This is a genomic window from Loktanella sp. M215, from assembly GCF_021735925.1.
Taxonomy (GTDB): Bacteria; Pseudomonadota; Alphaproteobacteria; order Rhodobacterales; family Rhodobacteraceae; genus Loktanella.
In genome coordinates this window covers 60,143-82,731 of record NZ_WMEA01000005.1, presented here as the reverse complement: position 1 = coordinate 82,731, position 22,589 = coordinate 60,143, and the positions used below count along the sequence as shown (strand labels likewise).

Below are 22,589 nucleotides of genomic sequence, written 5' to 3'. Positions count from 1 at the left end.
AGGCGCTCAATGGACCTGACCCCGCTCGGTCTCGCCATCCACGTCAGCGGTGCGGTGTTTTTCATATTCGGTGTCGGCAAGATCATCGACCACCTGGCGCAGGGCCTCCGTGTTGGCCGTTGCTGCATCCGATTGCAGATAGACCTTGGCGACATAGAGCCGGTCGAGGCGGTCCTCGAGAACCTTGTCCAGCGCATCGGCATCGCCGGATGTGAGCCGATCGCGTTGGCGAACGTCCAGCACCCGCGCGATCTCGTCGCGAAAGGCGTCCCGCTCCGCCTCGGTCTCGAAGGGCGCGGACAATTCCCCGGCCCGCTCATGGTCCAGGACACGCGCAATCTCGTCTGCTAGGCGGTCGGCACGGCCAGACTGCGAAGCAGTTTCACCGCGGGCTGCGAGGAGTGCGTCGCGCGTGCCAGAACCGAGCCCGTCGCGCAACTCGTTTTCGCGGCGGACCTGATTGATGACCTCCGTGTCGCGGATCTCGACGACGGCCGCATAGGTCGCGCCGAGCCCGCGGGCGAGGTGGGACGGCATGTCCGGATAGCGCGCGCGCAAGTCATCCGTGACAGCATCTGCAACAGGCGTGCGGAGGTCGCGTCCCTCCATGATGCGGTCGACCTCGCTGGTGATCTCGCTGGCGCGGGCCGCATCGGTGACGGTCTCCCTGTAGGGCTCAGACCGGTCAATCACATCGCCGGGGCGTGCGAGCAGGTCCGGGTGTGCTTCGAGATACGTGCGCTGCTCCGTCTCGATCCGGCGCTCCGCTCGCGATACAACCTCCCAATCCCGGTCCTCGATCTGCTGCGCTGTCAGACCGTCTGCGCGCATCTCCTGACGGATTGTCCCTTCCATCGCCCGCACCGCGTCCTCGTGATAGTGGAACCGCTCGCCGACCGCTTCCTCCTCCACGACACCATCCCGGCGCAGCACGTTCTCGCGCTCCAACAGCGTGCCAAGTTCCACATGCACACCGTTGAGAATGTCTCGCGCCTGTTCCAGATCGGCGCGGCGCTCGAGGTTGAGATCCCGCGCTTCGGCCACCTTGGAGAGATCATCTGCGATCCATTGATGCTCCAGCGCGGCGCTCGAGGCCCCCGTCTCGATCCGGGCCACCACTTCCGATGTGCTGATCCCGGTGCCGTGTAGTGCCGCGTCAATGCGCGATCTCAGATCGGGCTCTGCCAGACGCTCGCGCTGGCTGGCGTCGATATTGGCTTCGGAATAGATCCCGCCTTCCGAGGGGGTCTCTGACAGCGTGGATGATCGCAAACCGAGAGGCTGCATGTGCTGGACCTGCGTCTGGATCTCGATGAGACGTTTTTCCAGCACGGGACGTTCCGCGTCAGACTTCTCGGCGATCATGCCCTGCACCCGCGCGAGCTTTTCCGCATAGAGGCTTCTGAGATCCTCGAAGCTTTGATCCTCGGCCATATACACATCTCCTGTTCGGTCCACCTGCCCGCCATGCGCCAGCACCTCGCCCGCGCGGAAGAGTGCTGCGGCAATATCCTCGCGGGCCTCCCGGGAGGCCTCCGCAGCAAGCGAATGGTAGACGGTTCTGGTGTTGGCGATCTCCGCCAGCGTCCGGGTTAGGTCGGTCCCCACGCGTTCGCGCTCGCGGGGCGCGCGACCCTCTTCTTTCGCGGCGTAGACCTCGCTGGTCCGGGCTGGGTAATGCACAACCCCGCGATCCACCCGGCGCGTGGCTTCCAGCCGCACGCCATACTTCTCGGCCTCCTCGACCATGGCGAGGCGGAAGTCGTCATAGTTGAAGCGGTGGTTGCGCCCCAGAAAGAAGAACTCGCCTTCCTGCGAGCGGCGGTTCAGCACCAGATGCGCATGGGGGTGATCGCGGTCCTCATGCACCGCGATGATGTAATCGAAATGCCCCTCATCAGTCTGGAAGAACCGCTCGGCCACATCGGTTGCGATGTCGCGCACATCCTCCCCGCGCGTGCCAATGGGGAACGACATGAGCATATGGGTCGTCTGGCCCAGCTTGGGCTTGAAGCCCGCACCCCACCGCTTGGCAAAGCGCTCGGTGAGGTCCTTGATGTCGCCCGCCTCGAGCTTCGCCTTGCCATCCAGGAACCCGCTACTGTCGACGATATGGGTGGACTTGGTGGTGAGGTAGTCGAGCTGGTTTGCAAGCTGCGATTTGGTATGCGTGCCCCCGCCCCGGATCGCCTTGAAGACCGCTGGCCGATGCCCAGCTGACGCGCGCGCGAGCTGGGTCTGCTTGGCAACATGCAGCCCCTGCATCGAGCCCCGGACGCGGCTCCAGCCATCCCGGAAGACCTCGCCCGTGACGGCATGGACGGCATCATTCAGCCGCATGGGCAAACTCCCTCAGCGCGGCCGTGGCCTGCAGCTGCATCCCATCGCGACGGCGGCGCAGAAGCAGATCGATCTCGTCAGCGGAATCCAGGATGAACCGCGCCAGCCCGCGCATCTGCGCAAGGCGCAATTCGGTGAACTCGGCACTCGTGCCGCCCACGGCCCCCTGCCCCCGCCGGTTGGCCTGCGTCATCTGCTTGGCGATCTGCGCGACCCCATTGCCGACCTCGTGCAGCGAGGCGCGATAGCGCGCCATCTCTGCCGCCAACTGCGCGTCCGGAACGAACACCCCGCCTGCGGCCTGAATGAGCCGCCGCAGCCCCTCGGCCCGGCTCTCGATCCCCGCTTTCGCCAACACCGCGTCAAGGGCCGCAAGCTCCGCAGCCGTGACCTTCACACTGACCGCTGAGACCGGGATCGCGGCATCCGTCTGGCGCTCGACATCGGCTTTCAGGACGTAGCGCACGGCCCGCGATGTGACCTCGAAACGCTCGGCCAGCTCGGACGTCGGCACACCCTCCGCGGCCTCGCGGACGATCTGCATCTTCTCGATCTCTGTCAGGCGTTTTGTTCGGGACATGCGGAAGAAAGACCCCCTATTTCCTGCCACCTTCCACCAAGGCTGCTTCCACCTTACGATAATATACAAAACTGTCAATTATATACTTACGTCGCATTCAGACTCAGGCAGCCTTGGTGTCCGCTTCACGCCGCGGCCCGCAGGGACGCGGCTCTGCCGCCCTCACCACCAGGCGACCCACCTGTCCTAGGGGTCCCGTCCACCAGCCCCGCCCGAGGCTCTGGCCGAACGCCAAGTGTTCGGACGGAACCGCGGGCGGGCGCAAACCCCACCGACAGGGCGGACAGGCAGGGTCAAGGAGGGCCAGATTTGGCTTGCCAAATCTCTGCCGCAAAAACCGGGAGGCCCTGGCCGATAGGTTTTTGTGGATGGCCCCCTTGAGGCTGACTGGCCGGTCTGTCGCGGCCTGATCATTCCGGGCGGAGTGCGTCCGTTGAACGCGCAGGGACCGGCATCCCTGGAACAGGGACAGGGCCGCCCCAAGATCGTCCTGGGGCGGCCCATCCTCGTCAGAGGATTTAGTCCTGGGGATCTTTCGCGCTCGGTGGGAACATCACCAGCTCCGAGACCGCGACCGGGAAGTCGAGCTTGAGGCTGAAGAACTCCGAGCCGTCCCCGTTGCGAGTGTTGCGGAACATCGCACCCACGCGCTGAAAACGGGTGCGCTCCTGGCCATCGGTGTCGGTGAACTTGACGGGGACGGTGGCGACGTAGTGGTTGGTCATTTGGGTTACTCCTTGTTGCGATGGGGATCACCCGGCACGGGGGCAAGAGGCCCGGTCGCAAGCGCAAATGCGGAGGGTCCGCGGCCAGCCGTGGAAGCCGTATTTGTGCTTACCGAAGCGCGAGCTGAGGGCACGAACGGGCCGACCCCGTGCGATCCACATGCATAGCAAAAAGGAGTGACCCGGATGACCCATGCCATCACCCCGCCGCCACCATCCGCGTCCTCGTCCCGCCGAGCCTGGCCGGGGTGCTGACGGAGCCCGCCTGCGTGGATGCGATGTTCCGAAACACCACCGGAGGGACGCGCAAGTCTTCAGCCTCAAGTGCGACGTCTCGACCCCTCGCGTCTTGCCCCGCTGACGATGTGCGTGAGGTGCGCACCATCCCCAGCCCGTACCGATGCGGATGGGCCGCACGCTGACGGACCGGGTAGAGGGATAACGGTGCTGGCCGCCGCAGACTGCCGATCACGCGTGACCGACCGCACGCGCCATGAGACAGGACGAAAGGGCCGCGCCAAGCGCGACCCCCTCTCTTCAATCCTGCGCAGTCTTCTTCGCCGGGTCCGCAACCCGCATGACCGTCAGACCTTTCGCTTCCGCCTTCTGCCCGAGGTTCAGCGCGACCCCGTTGCCGCCGAAGAGTACAACCCCCGTCGCCGCGAACTTGTCGTCCAGCATTTCGTCGTTGCACTTGAACGGTGCCGCCCGGCCATGTGCGGACCAGCGCGGATCGAAGCGCGCCTGCGCGACCCCGCGTGCCCGGGCCCACCGAGCCGCAATCATCTCCGCCCCGTGCTTGCCACCCTTGTGGCAGAGGAAGATGTCTTGATTGCGGTTCTGCTTGATCCGTTCGCGAACCTTGTCGAGCGTGTTGAAGATCACATCGACATCGGTCCAGACGGTGGCGCCTGAGACGATCAGGGGAACCCCCACGACTTTCGACTTCTCGGCGGTCTCGCGGTCGTGCTGCTCCAGGAGCTGCCGTGCCTCGAAGACCGCCCCGGTCTCTTGCGCCCGGACGCTTGCGCGCGACCCGGCTGCCGGGATGAAGGCGTGGCCCGTCTCGATCTCGTAGCATTCCGCCGCTGCCTCGCTCATCACCTCGATGGCGCTGACAATCTCGCGCAACTGCAGGAAGCGCGCCTGCCCCTCTTCGAGCGCGGTCTCGGCGATTTCCGATCCGTCGTGAGATTTTGCCAGCGCGCCGATCTTGTCGGCGGTGCGGTCGACCTCTTTGCCAAGCGCCACCTTGCGGCGCTGCAGGATCGTGGCGAGCCCATGGGCCAGCGGTTCGATTTCTGCCTCAAGCCCGGTTCCGCGCAGCTGACCGAGCAGAGCCTCGAAGCTCTCGCGGATGATGTGGTCGGTCAGGATGTGATCTTCCGGGATCGGCAGGTGGGCGTCCTTCTCGGTCAGTCCGAAAAGCTCGATGGTCTCGTAGGTGTTCGCAGTGTCGTAAGCCATGTCTGGTCTCCAGTGTTCGGTTGCAAGGCCACCACGTGAGTGTGGGGGCATGGCCGAATGCCTGGTTTCCGAATCTGCCCGGGTCAGGGACGGCGCAGCCGCCGGCTTGCCGGGCGCAAAAGTTTTCCGCGCGCAGCACCCGACACACGCGCACCCTCACGCACGGGACCGCCCCAAGCCACCCGCTCCGCCCTCGCTGAAAAGTTTTGCGATCCTTGACGCGGGCTGATTTGGGGGCCATCCGGAGGATATGCTTCCGCACTCATGTGTGTGTGTTTTGACGGTAGGTTTGCCCGACCCGAGCAGGCAAACGGCCCGACCGGACGCGGGAGACGGATGGAGCGGCGGGATCGTTTTGGCCTCGGGCCAAAACAGACCAGAGCGCAATCCGGCGGAGCGGCCGGGGAGGGACGTGCTCGCGAGGCGGGCAAACCGGGATGCCGGGTGCGACGCCGCGGTGAGGCCGCATGGCCGAATGCGCGACGGACCGAAGGGCCGTTCTCCCCTGCGACACGCGAAGCCGAGCTGGGGAGGCCGCAAGGCTTAGCCCAAGGTTGATGTGCTGGCGACGCCGCTGCCGACTATACGGATTACTTGTCCAAGCATTCGACGTGATGGGCGGGAAGTCGTCATTCACAGCTAGTGCAAGCCGAAAAAGCTCCACTTCAAAAGCCGTCATTGGTGCGCTTGCGGCCCTAATGCGCCGAACACCTTGGTGAGCGATGATTCATGGATGATTTACCCGGCTGAACAACTAATCTAGCTTCACCCTAGAATTGCATTCTAAGGTGGAAGACTTGAAGAACTAAGGCTTATCCCTTTCAGTCCGGTCGGCCTACATGTTGACGCGGCGCAGAACTTCGCGCCGTTGGGTTGAGAGGTTGCCCGCATCAGTTTTGAGTGCTTCGCTGATTTACGGGTGGCGGCTTTTGTGGGGAACGAGGGCCTTCAGGCCCGCAGCTCAACGAAATCGCGATATGTCGCGGGACCGAGACCAACACCGATCCCGAGCAGCGTGTCGAATGCGCTGCGCATGTGTCGCCGTCGGTTCCAGCGGAACACGAATTCGTCCAGATAGCGTTGCAGATGGCGCTTTCTGAGGCCGTGGAAGACACCTTTTGCCCACGCTTTCAGGTTGGAGAACACGCGGTGGACCCAGTGGAGGATCTCGTGTGCCTTCTTGCCGCTGACGACCTTCGCCTCGTGCGTGTTTGCCGGAGGATTTTCGTAACCGAGCCAGCCGTCCGTGATGATGTGTGCGCCGGGTTCCACGACCTGACCAATGAACCCGTGCAGCGTCTTCGCCGCACCGTCGGGAATGTGCTTCATCCTGATCCGGCGCGGCTGACCGTCATCTGATAGCTCGACGGCACAGACGACAAACATCTTTCCGACGGGGCTGCGACCGCCCTTTGGCCGATCCGGTGGATCATGCCGGGACCGGAACGGCATCTCTGTCTCATCGATTTCAACGAGGTCTTTCAGGGGATTGCGTTCAGGATTGACCATGGACCGCCGCAGCTTTTGTAAGAGGAGCCAAGCTGTCTTGTAACTGCCGAGGCCAAGTTGGGCCTGAAGTTGCAGTGCTGACATGCCATTGGAATGACTGGTGATGATGTGCGCGGCGAGGAACCACGTTCGCAACGACAAGTGGCTGCTATGCATCACCGTGCCGGCCGTCACGGATGTCTGCCGCGCGCAACCGGCGCACTCCCAAGTCGCGCGATTTCGCTTGAGTGGCCAGCCCTTGCACGTCCCACAGGAGGGGCAGACGAAGCCCTCGGGCCAACGATGCTCCGCCAGATAATGCGAGCACGCTTCCTCGTCGGAAAACCGGGCGTCGAACGCCTGGCGGGACATAGGTTTGTCGTTTTTCCATCTGGCTGGCATGGGTGGAACAATACCAGAACACTTCGGGTTGGCAAGCCGCGTCGCCCTACATCATGTGCCGCCGGATCGAAGGGGATAAGCCTTTGAAGAACTTTTGGGATGGAGAGCTGGTAGGAAAAAAGGAGTTGCTGCGCCTGTTGACGCGCGACGGCAAGTGGCTGCGCTGGGAGGGTGAGAAGGAAGACCCGGACGACCCCAGCAAGAAACCCAAGGCCGGATGCAAGGATCAGGTCGACGAGGCTCTGTTGGCGGCGCTGCATTCAACCAATGTCGTGGTGCTGTTGGGGTCTGGGGCGTCCTTCTCGGCCAAGAACGAAGGCGGGCCGAATGCGCCGGGGATGGGCGATCTGTGGCATGCTGTGCGAGATGCCGTTTCCGAAGGAAATTTGGTCGACCACAAAGAGTTTGACGATCTCGCAAAGAAAGTAATGGGTGGCCTGCCGCAGAACGACAGCGAGGGGAAGCAGAAGGCCGGAGATATCGAAAGCCTGTTGAGCCTCTGCAAAATGCAAATTGAGCTGCTCAATATTCGGGCGAAAAACGACCCTGATTTCGCTGATGGGCCTTGGTTGGATGAGCTGATCGAGTTTGTTCGCGTTGCTGAGAACACGATCTTGGGCAAGGTAGGTTTTGTTGGCGCGGGCACGGATTTGCCCGCGCAATTGGCATTCTTGAAGAAGTTCGCCCGCCGATCTCCGGAAAAGCCCAGAGTGAAGCTGTTCACCACGAATTACGATCTGTGTGTTGAGACGGCAGGTCTACGTCTCGGTGTCGTGCTGATCGACGGTTTTTCCCACAGTGCCGAACAGCGGTTCAACCGTGATCACTTCGACCATGACATCGTGCGGCGAGCCGCATCGGGCACGAAGGCCGACTACCTCGACGGCGTGTTTCACCTCTACAAGCTGCACGGGTCAGTGGATTGGCGGCGACGTTCCGATGAAGTCGTTATCCGAAGCGTCGATGCCCCCGGCGAGGACCGCAAGCCAGTCCTGATCTATCCTCGGTCTTCGAAATATCAGGAAGCATTCGGAAGCCCCTATCTCGACATGTTCGCGGCCTTGCAGGCAGCGTTGCGGGAACCTGATACAACGTTGATCGTCTCAGGCTTCGGGTTTGCTGATGATCACATCAGCGCCCCGATCTGGTCAGCCATCGAAACGAACCTGTCGCTTCGCCTTGTGCTTTGTGATCGTGGGTTCGTAGAGCACCAAAAGCTCTTCGATGAAGACGTGCAGGAAATTGACCTCGATCTAGGTGGACAACGCCAATACCAAAGCAAGATTGCGCGTCTTGTGCAGCAGGGCGATACGCGCATCACTATGCTGAACGGTCGTTTCGAAGACCTTGCCGATGCTCTCCCAATGATATCGGGCAAGACGGATCGCCAGCTCTTGCGGGATCGGCTTGAGAAGCTGCGCGAGGGCGATGGCGCATGAGCGAGCTTGCCTCCCTGATCGACCCGTCGAAGCGCATCGGAACGGTCACACGGGTGACGGCCAGTGCTGTAGAACTCACCTTGCCGAATGCACTTGCAGCCCTCGGGCGGCGTGGACTGGCAAAGGGTTCAGTTGGTGATTTCGTGTTTGTCGATTGCGATCGCTCAGCGATCTTGGGACGCGTGACGGAGGTTGGCATTCCAGACAGGCAACGAAACGTCCTTGAGCACCAGATCGAAACCGATCCCACGGTAGAGCCGCAGGGGCGTGTTCAATTGTTGGCGACCGTCAGCAAGACCACTCGGAAAGTGACGCGCGGTATCAACACGCAGCCAAGGGTCGGTGATGGAGTCTACCTCGCAGAAGGCGGAGCGTTGTCCAATTCCATCAAGGATGCCTTGGAAGGCGATATGAAGGGAGACAGTGCACCGTTGCTCGTCGAGCTGGGGAACCTATCTGGGCTGGATGATGCCGCCCTCAGCATTCCGCCGGAGAAATTGTTCGGTCGTCATTGCGGAGTATTTGGTGCGACAGGCGGGGGGAAGAGCTGGACAGTGTCCCGCCTCGTCAATGAGATCGTGCGTATAGGTGGCAAGTGTATTCTGTTCGATCCAACGGGAGAGTTCGCAGGAAAGGTAGCCACCGCACGGGAGTTTGAGTTCTCAAATGACCAAGCCGCTGAAGGCCGCTTGGCGCGGTTTCCGAGTGAGAAGCTGTCCGAGCTTGACTTGAACGCCCTGCTCAGACCAACCGGGCAAAGCCAAGGCCCCACTCTTCGCAGTGCGATTATCAGCTTGAGACTGGCTCGACTGCTGTTGGCAGACCCAGTGCGGTTTCCGCAGCATGCCGTCGAAGGCAGCGATGCTCTTCGAATAGAAGTTCAACACAACGACCAAACAGTCGGCTTCATCCACCTTGACGAGAACAGAACTGTTTCGAAAGCAAACCAACAGAGGAAACCGCTTGGTCGCGCTCAGCTGATGCTAGCCGATCAGTTGGCGGCAGATGACTGTGACTTCGATCTCAAAGTGCTTTCCAACCAAATTGGCAAAGAGTGTTTGTTCCCGGCTAACACGGACGGCACATTTGGCGGGGTGGACCCGAAGCAAGTAGGTTACAACAATACCTTGGTTATTCGGATCGAGACGCTTTTGAACTCTCCTGATATGTCATGCTTTTTTTCTCAAGAAGGCTTGGATATATGCGAAGAAATCGAGGGGTTTCTTGATGATCCAGATGCGAGGGCTTTGGTGCTTTCATTCGAAAACGTGAGCTTTAAGCACAATGCGCGTGAGTTGCTACTGAACGCTATTGGACGCTATCTGCTTGGCATCGCACGGCAGGGGCGTTTTCGACAAAATCCGCTTGTTTGCTTCTTGGATGAAGCTCACCAGTTTATTGGCCGGTCTGTCGGCGATGACCAGAATAGCGTTAACCTCGATGCCTTTGGCCTCATCGCCAAGGAAGGCAGGAAGTACGGACTGACCACCGTTGTCGCGACGCAGCGTCCCAGAGATGTGCCACAGGATGTTCTCAGTCAACTTGGAACCCTCTTTGTACATCGGCTAACCAATGAGCGAGACCGGGAAACCATTGAAAGGGCATGCGGTGATCTTGATCGCAGCGCCGCCGCCTTTATCCCATCTCTATCACAAGGCGAGGCGATCATTGTCGGCCCCGATTTACCCGCACCGTTGCCGATCATGATGAGTAAACCCGAAAAAGGTCAGCAACCAGAAAGCCACGGCCCGAAGTATCAGGAATTTTGGGGCAAAACCGAAGCAGCCCCATTGACCGAAGATTTTTGATCAAAATAGTAGGAAGTATTGATGTTCGATTTCTACTCAGCTGACTATCGTCGAATGCTTTTCCCGATATCGACAAACCGCTACTTGATCGAAAATGGTCATGCCGAGATTGCCGAGTTTTTGAATCGTTGCCTTGATCCCGATCAGGAATCTTTTTCATTCCGTTCGCAAACCAGGGTTTATGCCGACAAGCCCGGTTTTCACCTGAGGCGAACCGTTAAACTGGACCCTGTGGCGGAGTATTTTATTTACGATCTCGTCTTACGAAATAGAACCCGCTTCAGAGCGCCCTACCACGAGCACAAGAAGCATTTTGGCTACCGCTTTCAAGATGGTGAGCCACTCAATCCTTCGGGATCATATCGAGGATATAAGGGGGCCATTGCTGCGTATCGAGATCAATTCAGATACAGCTTGAGCTTCGATGTCGCTGCTTATTTCAACTCAGTTTACCACCATGACCTCGTTTCTTGGTTGTCCAGAACCGGAGCATCCGAACAGGATTACCAGGCGTTTGGTCAGTTTCTTCGGGAAATAAACACGGGGCGGTCAGTCGATTGTCTGCCACAGGGCATTTACCCAACGAAAATGATAGGCAATGATTTTCTCCGTTTTGTCGAACAGTTTCACGGATTGCGCAGCAATGCGGTTGTTAGATTTATGGACGATTTTGTACTTTTCTCCGACTCGCGGCGTGATCTTCGTCATGACTTCATTACGATCCAGCGCTTGTTGGGTGAGAAAGGCCTTTCACTGAATCCAAACAAAACCAGTGACGGCGTGCGGGAGAACGTTGAACTTGAGGATGCGATCGAAGACGTAAGGATACAGCTACTCCAAAGACGGCGTGTAGTTATCACCGACTATGATGGTATTTCCGATGAAGAGGTCGAAGTCGAACAGGATTTGTCGGATGAAGAAATGGGTTTTCTGCGAGGCCTACTACAACAAGATGATATCGAAGAAGAGGACGCAGAGCTCGTGCTGGCGTTGATGGCAGAGCATGCCGAAGAAGCGATTGAACGTCTTGCAGACATAGCGCGTCGCTTCCCACACCTATTCAAGAATATTCACTCATTTTGCCGTGAGGCGGAAGACGAGGAAGCCATAGCCGCATTCGTCTTGGAACTACTTCGTGACAATGACGCGATGATCTACGAGTTCCAGCTTTTTTGGCTGACCCACATTCTTGAAGATCGGCTTCTGAACACCAATTCAGCGGCAGAGATCATAGACAGGCTGAACAATCATCCAAACGCCACATCGATCTCCAGAGCTAAACTCCTCGAAATACCCGACTTGAGGTACGGATTAGTAGAGCTTCGCGACGCCCATTTGGGTGCTGGGCAATCCGATTGGTTGTCCTGGTCTAGCGCGGTCGGCCACAGAGGATTGAATAGAATCGACCGCCGTCACAGATTGGGTTACTTTGCCAAAGCTTCAAACTACAACAAGCTTGTGTTTGACATAGTGTCGAAGGATTGAGTGGGCCTTTAGGGTTCGCCTGAATTTTTGATATTGTCAGTATTACCGAATTTTGCACAGCGTCCGCTCTGGTGAAGCTGCGTCGCAGCACCTGACTAAATCGGCAAAGTCCGCTACGGACCGACCACGTCGGGCGTACTGCTTCATTCCAGATCGACGTCGCCCAAGCGTGGCGCATGGACATGCGTCCGGACAAGGACTGCAGCGGCCGCGCCCGCGATGGCGCCGAAGAGATGCGCCTCCCACGAGACGCCGGATTGGCCCGGAAGAACGCCCCAGAGAATGGAGCCATAGAGGACACCGACCACCAGTGCCGCGCCTAGCGTGATCAGCGAGCGATCCACGAGGCCGCGCACCACGAGGAAGCCGAACCAGCCGAAGACCAGCCCTGACGCTCCGATATGAATGGCCGAGCTGCCGAACAGCCACACGAGACCGCCGCCGAAGCCGATCACCACGGCGTTCACCGGCAGCAAGGCTCGCGTGGTTGTTGCCACCAGCAGTCCACCCATCACCAGCAGCGGCGGCGTATTGGCCATCAGGTGCGCGAAGCTCCCATGCAGGAGGGGCATCGCGATGATGCCATCCGGTAATCCTCCCATTTTTAACGGGATTTGGTCGTAGAACTTACGCAGCCATTTTCAGTTTCATTGCAGGTGTGATGCCGCCAATGCCCATGTTCGGGCGGTCGTTGTTGTAAGTCCAGAGCCACTGGGTGGCGAAGTGCTGGGCCTCCTCGATGCTATTGATGATGTATTGGTCCAGCCATTCATGCCGGACCGTGCGGTTGTAGCGCTCGATGTAGGCGTTCTGTTGCGGCTGACCTGGCTGTATGTGGGCCAAGGCGATGCCCTGCTCTTCGGCCCATTCCAGCAGCGCATGACTGATGTATTCCGGGCCGTAGCATGTTGGGAATGAAGTGCCGTTCAAGGTTATGGCCGCCTGCGCAGCCTCCAAAATTGCGCAGCAGGCGGCCATAACCGGGTCTCGGGTCTCTATGGTGGTTTTGCGAACCACACCACAGAGGAGACCGGCCATGGCCAAGGTTGAACATACTTCGGATGCCCGCGTTCTGGTAGGCATCGACATTTCCAAACACCGGCACGAGGTGCTGATTGCCGTCCCGGGCAAGACGCGGCGGCGGCGCATGACGATCACCAATTCCACCGACGACTTCATGCGCCTGATCGCGATCTTGCGGGAATATGGCCTGCCGGTCCGGATCGGGTTTGAGGCCACCGGCAACTATCACCGTGTGCTGATGTATCATCTCGGCGTCGCCGGGTTCGACCTGAAGCTGGTATCCTCGGTCGCCCTCGCCCGCACACGCGAGGCGCTACACAACAGCTGGGACAAGAATGATCCGAAGGATGCGCAAGTCATCTTGCACATGCTGCAAATCGGCGCGGTGCAGATCTTCCAGGACCCGATGGTCGCCGGTACGAATGACATTCAGGAATTGTCCAAGACTCATGATGCGGTGTCGCGGTCCAAGACCGAGCTGTGGCATCGGATTTTGACCCACTATCTGCCACTTTATTTTCCCGAGGCCGACCGCTTCCACCGCAGCTCGCGCACCGACTGGTTCCTGGCCTTCCTCGAGATGTTCCCGTCTCCACACATGATATCTGCCCTGACCAAGGATGCGTTCACCAAGGCGGCATGGGAAGTGGTTGGACGCAAGGTCGAGAAGACCCTCATGTTGTCAGATATTTACGAGACGGCGAAGACTTCCGCGGGGCTGCCCGTGTCGCCGGATTCTGACGCCATCAGGATGTTCCGCATGATGCTGGCCGAAGGCAGAAGCCTGATCCGCCAACGCAATGCCATCGAAGGCCGTGCCGTCGAACTGCTCGGCGATCGTCCCGATTACCTGCTGCTGCGCACCATTCCCGGCATCGGGCCGATCAACGCCCTGACGATCCCGGCCGAGACCGGTGACCTGCGCCGCTTCCGTCATCACCGGCAGTTTCTGAAGTTTTGCGGCATGGATCTGGCAACCGTCCAGTCCGGCATGTTCCGCGGTCGAAGCAAGATCTCCAAATACGGCAACGCCCGTTTGCGCCGCACTTTGTGGCTTGCAGGGCAGACGGCGGTCATGAAGAAGGCCAACAGCTTCCGCGACAAGTTCGAGCGTTACATTGCGCAAGATCGTCACAACCCGGATTTGCGCCGCAAGGCTTACACAGCCATCGCCGCAAAGATGGCCCGCACCATTCACGCCGTGATCAAATCCGGCGAACCCTATCGTCCCTTCTTCGAGGGGACGAGCCCAGGCGGAAGGACCCCTCTCTGTAGAGCCGTGGAGGCAGGTTCCTGACCTCGTAGATAATGTTCGGGCCTTCCGCTTGGGATTTAGGATCTCGTCTTAAGGACGGTGAGGGCGGCATCGTGGCCGACCCTGTATTTGCTATGGGAGAGACCACTTCTTGACGGCGGAGCCCGCCTGGGCAACAATTCAAAAGGTATCCGGTAGCTCGGATGCCATGTGATCTGACGCCCTAAACAGCGTTTTGTTCCCGAGCTAGGACGTTGTCCACGCGGATGGTCTTGGGCTTGCCCCGCCACTCGATGATGTTGTTAAGGCTCCGGATGACCCGCTCGGCCGGCAGAGAAAAATCTACCTCGATCCCCAGACCTTCGCGGTTGAAGTCATCCAGCACGTTCAGCAGCCGGAAGGCCCGACCGTCCTCAAGCCGATCTGCCATGAAATCCATCGACCAGGTCACATTCGGCCTCTCGGGCACGGCCAGAGCGTCCGGCACGTCCCGCTTCAGGCGCTTGCGCGGCTTGATCCGAAGGTTCAACTCCAGGGCGCAGTAGATCCGATAGACACGTTTGTGATTCCACGGGTGCCCCTTCACGTTGCGCAGGTGAAGGAAACACAGCCCAAATCCCCACGTCTTGCGGGCTTCGGTGAGGCCGACGAGCAGATCAGCGATCATCTCGTTCTCATCGCTGAGCAACGGACTGTAGCGATAGCACGTCTCGCTCACGCCAAACGCCCGGCACGCCAGCGCGATGCTGACTCCTCGGTGTTTTACGGCCTTGGCGGCCATCTCGCGTCGCTGAGATGGCCCAATCACTTTTTTTCCAAGGGCTTCCTTCAATAAATCAGCCTGCATGCTCAGATCCGCGAACATGCGCTTCAGCCGGCGGTTCTCGTCCTCAAGGCTCTTCATCTGGCTGATCATGGACGCATCCATGCCGCCATACTTCGCGCGCCACTTGTAGAAGGACGCCGAGCTCATGCCATGCTCACGGCACAGCTCAGCCACAGGCACACCGCCTTCAGCTTGGCGCAAAATCGCAAGGATCTGGGGTTCGTTAAATCTCGTCATCTTCATCAGATTCTCCTCAGGTATCTTGCTGAGAAAATTCTACGTCCGCATCCCCTTAGTTCCGGGGGGGATTACCCGCCGCAGCGCGCCGAAAAAAAGCGCGCATGTGATCCCGGTTCATCATGGCGGCGACAGTAGACGTCTCCGCAAGCCCTTCAACGGCTTTCGCGCGCTGCACAGGGTGCCACTTCCGGGAAAGGGGGTTTCAGGCGGTCAACCTTGGTACGGCTCAAGCCAAGAGATTGGCTTCGATCTTACACAGTGTTCCCCGGCCGCAGCGGCATGATTTCACGCTCGGGGCGCTTCAGGGCTTCGGCGTATTTGCGGGCATTGTCATCGATCGTGCTGTGCCACAGCTTCGAGACGAACGCTCGGGCGTCTTGGACCGTCATGTCCTTCAGCGATGAGGACAGCGCCATGAAGAGCTCATCCTCACTGATCGCAGCGGCACGGTGCATGGCTTCCGCGTAGAATTCGGAATCGTTCAGAACCTGCTCGCTTAGCGGCATCCGCGCGAGGTTCTCTTCCGGGATCGCCATGAAGATCGTGTCCTGCAGGTCGGTCAGATACGCACGCCGCGATGTGGACACCGGCTTTCCCACCGCCTTGGCCTCCAGATACGCCTGCAGGTTCTTGTCGAGCTTTGCCCTTGCATGGGTCATGATAACATCACGCTTGCGGTCAGGCAGCGAAAATCCAGTGCAGCGCTCGATATGAGCAAGGAGTTCTGCAACCTCTGCCTCAACATCAAAGCTCTCGAACCATGGAACCGTCCCTGATCTAGCCGCCACGCGCCCGCCCTCGATATTGCGTTAATATATTATTGTATTGCATTTACACCAGATCGCAAGCGGGTGACGTCCTTCACGCAAACGGACATGGAAAAAGGGGAACCGTGGTCCCACGGCTCCCCTTTGGGTTCAGATCGTCTCCCCCTCGCGCGCCGATTAGGCGACCAGCGAGAGCCCCACGCCCGCGTCCTGCGGCTGCTCACCACTGTCGATGAACGGGATGATCGAGAAGGTCTGCCCGCCGCGCTGTTCTTCGTTCTGCACGGCGTTCACGCGCAGGTCGCCATCAGGCGTGTTGATCAGCAGCGACAGGTAGTCATTGCCAGTACGGCTGCTTTTCGCCATCCAGGCCGAGCCGACGCGGATCGGTGTGCCCCGGGGCGAGCTGACCTCGATGCGGTAATCGGGGTGGGTCTCCTCGGATTTGTAGCTGTTTTCGATCAGCATGAACTCCAGATCGAACATCATGTTGGCGATGTATCCGGTGAAGGCGTTGTCGGCGTCCATGGCGGTGAGCTCGCCCGAGATCGAGCCGGATTTCATCAGGCCGTTCGAGACCAGCGGGATGATCTCGAACGCGCCGCTTTGGGCCGCACGCGCCTCCTTCGTCTGCACTGCGTTGACCCGGAACGGGCCGAGGCCGACATCGATCTGCATCGAGATGTAGGGGTTGCCGCTGGTATTGCCGGTCTCGTTCCAGGCCGTGCCGATACGCACCTTGCGGCCTGATTTGTTGACTGCCGTCACGTCAAAATCCGGGCTGCGTTCAGACATCTTGGCCCGCGCCTCCAACTGGATGGCGATGTCAAAGCGCGCCCCGTGGATCATGCCGGTGTACTCGGCGACTGCGGTTTCGACATTGCGGGTGAGGGTTCCTGCGAACATGGGATGGTTCCTTTTGGATTGGCCGGTGCCTGACGTCCTTGCCAGCGCATCCGGGATTGCTTTCTCGACCCCTTGAGGGATCACAAATCAGAAAGCTTGCTTTCCTTTCAGCCCCGCCCACGGGTCAGAGCTGCCGTCCGAGTGGGAATGCCCCGCGCCTCCGGGTGCTGCGCCCCTCCCCTGCCCGTCTGGTCTTGATTGGCTGCCCGGATTTTCCGCGCTGTCCTCCGATCGCGCGATGAAGAACTCCGCCTCTTTTCCGTTCAACCGGTGCCCGCTCCGGTCGGTCAGGCCGATGCAGCTACCGTTCGGCTGATAGGTGATCAAGTACTGACCGAGCCTGTCCTTGTGGACAATGTAGCCGGTATTGGCCCAATGCACGGTCTGGCCGGCATCGACGGCCGCCTTGATATCAACGAGTGTCATGCGAACCTCCTTACGAAGAATGGTGGGTAAACGACGCAAGAAGCCCGATCGTCCGACCGGGCTTCCGTGCGGCATTCGTTTGGCAAAAAGCGGAGACCTGTCAGGCACCTTGCGTGGCTTGCGTCATGCGCGACGCCATCCAATCTTTCAGGCCAAGAACCGTTCGGCCGGCGGCGACCTCGGAGGCCCAGGCAACCCTTGGGTCGCCGCAGGGCTCATCGCCGGTATGCCGGTCGATGTGGCCATTGGCCATCCATGGCTCGGGCTGGATCCGTCGCAGCCAGTCCGCCATGCTCGGGATGCGGCCTTGGCAATCTTCACGGACATGCTGCTCGCCGATCCAGCGCACGGGGATTTCTCGACCAGCGCTATTGGTCAGGGTCAGGCCGAAGACACGTTCGGCCTCAAACAGGCCAAGGGCGTGATGGCGCAAAGCTCGGTGCGTAAAGAGCGCGAGGTGCTCTTTCGAGGCATCGAACCAGTCATGTATGGACTGATAGTCAGACGGCACCCCGCCGAATTTCCGGGCAGAGCTTTCGGCATGATGAAGCGGATGGGCCATCTCACAGCCCCTCGTCATAGCTGTGCGAGCATTCGACATAGCGGTCCGCGTGATCCAAGGTGATACTGTCTAGTGCTATGTCCCAGGTCAGCGTGCCGTAGCCACCCTCGTTGTTCTCGAACCCCGGGTGATGGTGATAGGCGAGTGACCAGGCGAAGTCGCCAACCTCTGTGGCAAGCGCCTCCGGCAGTTTGACCTCTGCAGGCTGCACCGTCACATCCTCGACATTGCCGGAGTCGCCATAGCCTTCGTATTCGGCAGTGACCTCGCTGATGCCAAGGGCACGTAGTTGCGCGAGCAGCTCCACTCGGGATGCCTTCAAGGTGGTTTCACGCTCCGCGCGTCACTGAGCCGCCATTACGGCATAATCGATCTGGGGATTGGTCATGGGTCTGTCCTCTTGTCTGAAGTTGGGGGGCCGGGCGTGGCATTGGTCTGCGCGCGCCCGGAAAGCGCAGACCGGTGAAACCAAGATCCGCGACGCCCGACCGGAAGCTCGCTTTGACTTTTCAGGCGGCTTGTTCTGACGTCATGCTGGCTTCCTGCCCCACGATCCGGGCCAGAATGCTTCCCGTGTCGATCCCGTCCCCATGCGGCAGGAACACCCGCAACTGGAAGGCGATGATCTCGGTGAAGCAGCCGAGGGCCTTGAGGCCGTCGATCATGCCCTTGTCCGCGCCGCCAAGCTCGAGGCGCATCTCGCCTGCGACACGGCGACGGGTCAGAGTCAGACCCCGGCCCAGATCGACAGGCGCAGTGGTGCCGAGGGCGGCGGTCAACATCTCCTGCGGTGTTTGCGGGTTGGACACGAGGAAGCTGGCGCGCAGCGCGGCCGCCCCTTCCTCGCTCAGCGTGCGCCCGATCATGGCGGTCGCCCCATCGGGCGTGACCCGGTAGATGCGCTCATTGGTGGTCGGAATGTCCTTCCAGATCGGCAACAAGAGCCCGGTCAGCAGGTAAAGCTTGGTCGTGGTGGTTTTCGGCAGGGACGCAGCCTCTTCATCCCAAAGCCGTACGAACTCAGGCTTGCCGATCTCTTCCCAGGCCGAGGACTCGAACCGTGCCTCTTCGAGATAGCTCGACCCGTTTGGCCGCACCGCCTTGCGCATCAGCGTGACAATGTCCTCGTCATACATCTGCATCGGGCGTGCCGAGATGAGCGCCGCGCGACCGGAGGCGCGATTCACCATCGGCAGCTTGTCGGGATTGCGCGATATGGCCTCTTCGGCGCCCAGGACATACACTGGGTCCGTCACCTCAAGTCCGATGATCCGCGTCACGGCGCCGGATTTCGGGCAGGTCCAGAGATCCTCTGTGGAGACCTGCTCGATCTTTTCGCCGCGCAGGGTTTCGACGCCGAGATCGAGCGTGCCCGCCGCCCGCGCGCGTTCGGTCTGATCAGCGATCCGGCGCATGAACTCGGCAAAGAGCGCGTTCTGCATGTGGATGGGCAGCGCAAGCACCCGGTTGAGAAACCGCTGGATCGGCGGCAGCTCCTCAAGGAGCACCCCGTCCTTGTCGATCAGCCGCAGGGCTGTCCAGTCGGTGAAGCTCTCGTAGCTCATCGCCTCGGCGCGCCCGGCGGCAAGATCGGCGAAATACCCACGCAGTGCCGCCCGCGCGATCGGGCTTTCGAGATTGTCCTCCTCGCGGAACATGCCCTGCGAGCCGGTCTCGCGCTGACCCTTGGTCAAGGCCCCCAGCTGGTCGAGGCGCTTGGCTATCGTCGAGGTGAAACGCTTTTCGCCATGCACATCCGAGGTGCAGACCCGGAAGAAGGGCGCGCTGACCTGAGCCGAGCGATGCGTGCGGCCCAACCCTTGGATGGCCGCATCGGCGCGCCAGCCGGGCTCCAGCAGGTAGTGCCGCCGCCGTTTCTGGTTCTTCGCCGTTTGCGCCGCATGGTAGGATCTGCCCGTGCCACCCGCATCGGAGAAGATCAGGATATCCTTCTCGCCGTCCATGAAGGCTTGGGTCTCCGACGAATTGCTGCTGGCGGCGCGCTTCTCGATGAAGAGATGGCCGTCCTCGGCCTTGAGGGGCCGTATGGAGCGCCCCGTGACCTCGGCGACAGCCTCATCGCCAAAAGCCCAGAGGATCTGGTCGAGCGCCGAGGGGATCGGCGCCAGCGTCATCAACTCCATCATTGCCGCATCGCGCAGGGCGAGCGCCTCGCGCGATACGACCAGCGCCCCGGTCTCATCGCGGAGCGGCTCGGCCACCATATTGCCGTCGATTTCGACCAGCTTTTGCGCATGGATCGGGAAGGCCTGTTCGAGGTAGCCCAGCACGTAGTCACGCGGTGTCAAGGCCCCCTCAACGAGTTCATCCTCCGGGTCCATTGTCTCAAGTCGGCGTTTCAGCAGGCTCTCACCTGTCGAGACCACCTGGATGACGCAAGCCTTGCCCGCCGCCAGATCGTCCTCGATCGCGCGGATGATGCTTGGAGCCTTCATGCCCATCAGGAGATGGTTGAAGAAGCGCTGCTTCGTGCTCTCGAAGCGGGACTTGGCCGAGGCGCGTGCGGCCGAGGCATTGGTCTCGCCCGAGGCATTGTTGACGCCGGTCGCCGTCAGCGCGGCTTCGAGATTGTGGTGGATGGTGCGAAACGCACCCGCATAGGCGTCGTAGATCTCGATCTGGGCCGGGGTGAGCGCGTGTTCGAGCACGTCATACTCCACGCCGTCGAAGCTGAGGGCGCGGGCCGTGTAGAGCCCGAGCGTCTTGAGATCGCGCGCGACCACCTCCATGGCAGCGACACCGCCGGCTTCCATCGCAGAAACGAAGCTCTCGCGACTTGGGAAGGGGTATTCGGGGCCCTGCCCCCAGAGCCCCAGCCGCGCGGCATAGGCCAGGTTGTGCACGCTCGTGGCACCCGTGGCCGAGATGTAGAAGACGCGAGCGCGGGGTGCTGCCAGTTGCAGCCGCAGGCCAGCAAGGCCCTGCTGGGAGGGTTTGACCCCCCTGCCCTGCTCGGACCCGGCCGCGTTCTGCATGGCATGGGCCTCATCAAAGGCCAGTACGCCTTCAAAGTCTTCGCCCATCCAGTCGAGGATCTGGCTCAGTCGTGTGGTGCCGCATTTGCCCGCGGACCGCAGCGTGGCGTAGGTGACGAAGAGGATCCCGTCGCCCATCGGGACGGGCTGGTCCGGTTTCCATTTGGAAAGCGGCTGAATGTCGGCTGGCGAGCCGCCGAGATCGGTCCAGTCGCGGATCGCGTCCTCGATAAGCGTGGCGGATTTGGAGACCCAAATCGCCTTTCTGCGCCCGGCCAGCCAATTGACAAGGATGAGCCCCGCGCATTCGCGGCCCTTGCCGCAACCGGTGCCGTCGCCGAGGAAATAGCCGAGGCGATAGGCCCGTGCATTAGGGTCATCATCGGCGCGCGTCAGCTTGGTCTGGTCGTCATCTAGGCGCATCCGCCCCGGCAGGTCGCGCCCATGGGCATCATGCGCCATGACGATGGTCTCGAGCTGCGCCTCGGAGAGATGTCCCTCCTCGATCAACCGCGCAGGTAGGCGCAATTCCGACTTCGCGGCACCAGAGGGCATGGGCGGTGCCACAGAGGCCATGGCGATGCTTTCGACGAGCGGCGTGGGATGTTCCTGCGCGCCCGCGATTTCGATCCGCTGTGGGCGATAGCGCGCATAGATGTCCGAGACAGGCGTGTTGTCGCGCGGGACATCGAAGCTTGTGACGCTGAGCGGGAGAACGGCATTAGTTCGGGTTTTGGAGGCGGCGGCAGGCGCGGCGCAGCGCTTGCGCGGGGCAGAGGATGGAACGGTCGGCCGCCCGTGAGGGATCGCCGCCGCCTGTTGTACGGGGCGCATCTCGGGCCGGGTCGCGGCCACGGCGTCGACAAAAGGAAGGGCTTCATCCAAGCCCCGGACATTGGCGCGGATCATCTCGCCGTCCTCCTGCACCTTGTCGAAGACCATGAGCTGGGTTTCGACAGAGGTGCCGAGCTTGCGGTAGACCTGTCCCGGCATCGTGAGTGCCAAGCGCGGCGTGAGCAAACCGCAGGCGCGGGTCCAATGCGCGGCATCGCGTTCGGGCGTGAACCCCGGCGGCATGATCGCCACCAGCCGTCCACCGGGTGCCAGGCGCTTTGCAGCCGCAATGAGATGTTTAGCCGCGATGTACTTGTCTCGGGAGCGATCGACCGAGGAGGCGAAGGGCGGATTCATCACCACGACGTCGGGTAGAACCGGCGTCTGCAGCAGATCATCGATATGCTCGCCGTCATGGCCTGTGACCTCGTCAGCGAAAACCGCACGCAGGAGGCGCTGGCGAAAGGGGTCGATTTCATTGAGCAAAAGCGTGGCACCGGCCTGGGCAGCGAAGGCAGCCAGGGCACCGGTGCCAGCCGAGGGCTCCAGCACGGTCTCGCCCTTGCGAATGGCTGCCGCCCGCACGACCATTGCCGCGAAAGACAACGGCGTGGAAAACTGCTGCAGCCGGATCTGCTGCTCTGACCGGCGCGTTTCCGTCAGGAGCCGTGAGGCAATCTGCTTAGCGGTGGCGATGTCACCTGCTGCACCGTCCCCACGCAGCAGCACCTGGATGGCCGCGGCCTGCATCAGATCATAGGCCATGCGCCAGTCCCAGGCACCGCCGGCATCGCTGCCATGGAACGTCTCGCGCATGATGCGCGCGAGCGCTGAGCTGCGCAAGGGTTGGAGGTCGACCTCCGCGCCGATCTGCGCGATGGCTGAGGTGAGGTTAGCGTCGGATTCAACAGGATTGAGGAGCGTTGAGAGAGGCTTGGACATGGGGAATTCCTTTGGATCAAGGTCTGAGTTCCAAAGGACAAAAAGCCCGCTCTACACTTTGAAGGCGTAGAGCAGGCA

General features: G+C 60.8%; 15 protein-coding genes and 3 pseudogenes. 4 read left to right on the top strand and 14 right to left on the bottom strand.

Annotated features, from left to right (window positions below; genetic code table 11):
• Nucleotides 1-6: 6 nt before the first annotated feature.
• The 5 genes from GLR48_RS22760 to GLR48_RS22740 all read right to left on the bottom strand — a co-directional run bounded on the left by GLR48_RS22760 (nucleotide 7) and on the right by GLR48_RS22740 (nucleotide 7,002).
• On the bottom strand, nucleotides 7-2,340 hold the full coding sequence (locus GLR48_RS22760; RefSeq protein WP_237066026.1) for a relaxase/mobilization nuclease domain-containing protein: 2,334 nt from the start codon (nucleotides 2,338-2,340) through the stop codon (nucleotides 7-9).
• Nucleotides 2,327-2,920 (bottom strand): transposase, encoded by a 594-nt coding sequence (locus tag GLR48_RS22755; protein WP_237066021.1) that lies wholly within the window; start codon nucleotides 2,918-2,920, stop codon nucleotides 2,327-2,329. Before GLR48_RS22755 ends, GLR48_RS22760 begins: the two co-directional genes overlap by 14 nt.
• A gap of 518 nt (nucleotides 2,921-3,438) precedes the next feature.
• Entirely contained in the window at nucleotides 3,439-3,645 is a 207-nt protein-coding gene (locus tag GLR48_RS22750) for a hypothetical protein (RefSeq protein ID WP_007120662.1), read from the bottom strand.
• Between the two features lie 537 nt (nucleotides 3,646-4,182).
• Nucleotides 4,183-5,112: a DUF2493 domain-containing protein gene (locus tag GLR48_RS22745; RefSeq protein ID WP_237066020.1), complete on the bottom strand. Its 930-nt coding sequence runs from the start codon at nucleotides 5,110-5,112 to the stop codon at nucleotides 4,183-4,185.
• Nucleotides 5,113-6,060: 948 nt separating this feature from the next.
• A complete protein-coding gene (locus GLR48_RS22740; protein WP_237066019.1) occupies nucleotides 6,061-7,002 on the bottom strand; it encodes an IS1595 family transposase in 942 nt (313 codons plus the stop codon).
• A 2-nt stretch (nucleotides 7,003-7,004) separates the two neighbouring features.
• Here GLR48_RS22740 and GLR48_RS26020 point away from each other — a divergent pair, with 2 nt between their 5' ends.
• From GLR48_RS26020 to drt5, 3 genes are read left to right on the top strand one after another with little or no spacing between them, the layout of a single operon-like run.
• Nucleotides 7,005-8,441, top strand: coding sequence for an SIR2 family protein (locus tag GLR48_RS26020; RefSeq protein WP_237066018.1), 1,437 nt, complete (start codon nucleotides 7,005-7,007; stop codon nucleotides 8,439-8,441).
• Entirely contained in the window at nucleotides 8,438-10,249 is a 1,812-nt protein-coding gene (locus GLR48_RS22730) for an ATP-binding protein (protein WP_237066017.1), read from the top strand. The genes GLR48_RS26020 and GLR48_RS22730 overlap by 4 nt, the downstream gene beginning before the upstream one ends.
• A 21-nt stretch (nucleotides 10,250-10,270) precedes the next feature.
• Nucleotides 10,271-11,734, top strand: coding sequence for an antiviral reverse transcriptase Drt5 (gene drt5 / locus GLR48_RS22725; protein WP_237066016.1), 1,464 nt, complete (start codon nucleotides 10,271-10,273; stop codon nucleotides 11,732-11,734).
• Between the two features lie 143 nt (nucleotides 11,735-11,877).
• Here drt5 and GLR48_RS22720 read toward each other — a convergent pair whose 3' ends face one another.
• Together GLR48_RS22720 and GLR48_RS22715 are read right to left on the bottom strand one after the other, a co-directional pair.
• Nucleotides 11,878-12,336 (bottom strand): rhomboid family intramembrane serine protease, encoded by a 459-nt coding sequence (locus GLR48_RS22720; protein ID WP_237066015.1) that lies wholly within the window; start codon nucleotides 12,334-12,336, stop codon nucleotides 11,878-11,880.
• Between the two features lie 25 nt (nucleotides 12,337-12,361).
• Nucleotides 12,362-12,634: pseudogene (locus GLR48_RS22715) on the bottom strand (integrase core domain-containing protein); the annotation flags it as partial.
• A 136-nt stretch (nucleotides 12,635-12,770) separates the two neighbouring features.
• On the opposite strand from GLR48_RS22715, the gene GLR48_RS22710 reads away from it, so the two are divergent.
• Nucleotides 12,771-14,054 (top strand): IS110 family transposase, encoded by a 1,284-nt coding sequence (locus tag GLR48_RS22710; RefSeq protein ID WP_237066014.1) that lies wholly within the window; start codon nucleotides 12,771-12,773, stop codon nucleotides 14,052-14,054.
• 211 nt (nucleotides 14,055-14,265) lie between these two features.
• On the opposite strand, the pseudogene GLR48_RS22705 reads toward GLR48_RS22710, so the two are convergent.
• From GLR48_RS22705 to GLR48_RS22675, 7 genes and pseudogenes are all read right to left on the bottom strand, one after another.
• Nucleotides 14,266-15,081 (bottom strand): annotated as a pseudogene (locus GLR48_RS22705) (IS3 family transposase); the annotation flags it as partial.
• A 248-nt stretch (nucleotides 15,082-15,329) separates the two neighbouring features.
• A complete protein-coding gene (locus GLR48_RS22700; RefSeq protein WP_237066011.1) occupies nucleotides 15,330-15,737 on the bottom strand; it encodes a hypothetical protein in 408 nt (135 codons plus the stop codon).
• A gap of 285 nt (nucleotides 15,738-16,022) precedes the next feature.
• Nucleotides 16,023-16,751, bottom strand: a complete 729-nt coding sequence (locus tag GLR48_RS22695) for a DUF736 family protein (RefSeq protein WP_237066009.1) — start codon at nucleotides 16,749-16,751, stop codon at nucleotides 16,023-16,025.
• A gap of 124 nt (nucleotides 16,752-16,875) precedes the next feature.
• Nucleotides 16,876-17,177: pseudogene (locus tag GLR48_RS22690) on the bottom strand (hypothetical protein).
• 100 nt (nucleotides 17,178-17,277) lie between these two features.
• Nucleotides 17,278-17,739 carry a DUF6915 family protein gene (locus GLR48_RS22685; protein WP_237066005.1) on the bottom strand — a complete coding sequence of 154 codons (462 nt, stop codon included), beginning with the start codon at nucleotides 17,737-17,739 and terminating at the stop codon, nucleotides 17,278-17,280.
• A 1-nt stretch (nucleotide 17,740) separates the two neighbouring features.
• Complete coding sequence (locus GLR48_RS22680; protein WP_237066003.1) at nucleotides 17,741-18,061, bottom strand: DUF6878 family protein; 321 nt, start codon at nucleotides 18,059-18,061, stop codon at nucleotides 17,741-17,743.
• 187 nt (nucleotides 18,062-18,248) lie between these two features.
• Complete coding sequence (locus tag GLR48_RS22675; protein WP_237066001.1) at nucleotides 18,249-22,511, bottom strand: strawberry notch-like NTP hydrolase domain-containing protein; 4,263 nt, start codon at nucleotides 22,509-22,511, stop codon at nucleotides 18,249-18,251.
• Nucleotides 22,512-22,589 lie beyond the last annotated feature (78 nt).

Bases quoted from the DNA above. Each gene is read 5' to 3' on its own strand.
- GLR48_RS22760 (WP_237066026.1), bottom strand. From the start codon at position 2,340: ATGCGGCTGAATGATGCCGTCCATGCCGTCACGGGCGAGGTCTTCCGG.
- GLR48_RS22755 (WP_237066021.1), bottom strand. From the start codon at position 2,920: ATGTCCCGAACAAAACGCCTGACAGAGATCGAGAAGATGCAGATCGTC.
- GLR48_RS22750 (WP_007120662.1), bottom strand. From the start codon at position 3,645: ATGACCAACCACTACGTCGCCACCGTCCCCGTCAAGTTCACCGACACC.
- GLR48_RS22745 (WP_237066020.1), bottom strand. From the start codon at position 5,112: ATGGCTTACGACACTGCGAACACCTACGAGACCATCGAGCTTTTCGGA.
- GLR48_RS22740 (WP_237066019.1), bottom strand. From the start codon at position 7,002: ATGCCAGCCAGATGGAAAAACGACAAACCTATGTCCCGCCAGGCGTTC.
- GLR48_RS22730 (WP_237066017.1), top strand. From the start codon at position 8,438: ATGAGCGAGCTTGCCTCCCTGATCGACCCGTCGAAGCGCATCGGAACG.
- drt5 (WP_237066016.1), top strand. From the start codon at position 10,271: ATGTTCGATTTCTACTCAGCTGACTATCGTCGAATGCTTTTCCCGATA.
- GLR48_RS22720 (WP_237066015.1), bottom strand. From the start codon at position 12,336: ATGGGAGGATTACCGGATGGCATCATCGCGATGCCCCTCCTGCATGGG.
- GLR48_RS22710 (WP_237066014.1), top strand. From the start codon at position 12,771: ATGGCCAAGGTTGAACATACTTCGGATGCCCGCGTTCTGGTAGGCATC.
- GLR48_RS22700 (WP_237066011.1), bottom strand. From the start codon at position 15,737: ATGACCCATGCAAGGGCAAAGCTCGACAAGAACCTGCAGGCGTATCTG.
- GLR48_RS22695 (WP_237066009.1), bottom strand. From the start codon at position 16,751: ATGTTCGCAGGAACCCTCACCCGCAATGTCGAAACCGCAGTCGCCGAG.
- GLR48_RS22685 (WP_237066005.1), bottom strand. From the start codon at position 17,739: ATGGCCCATCCGCTTCATCATGCCGAAAGCTCTGCCCGGAAATTCGGC.
- GLR48_RS22675 (WP_237066001.1), bottom strand. From the start codon at position 22,511: ATGTCCAAGCCTCTCTCAACGCTCCTCAATCCTGTTGAATCCGACGCT.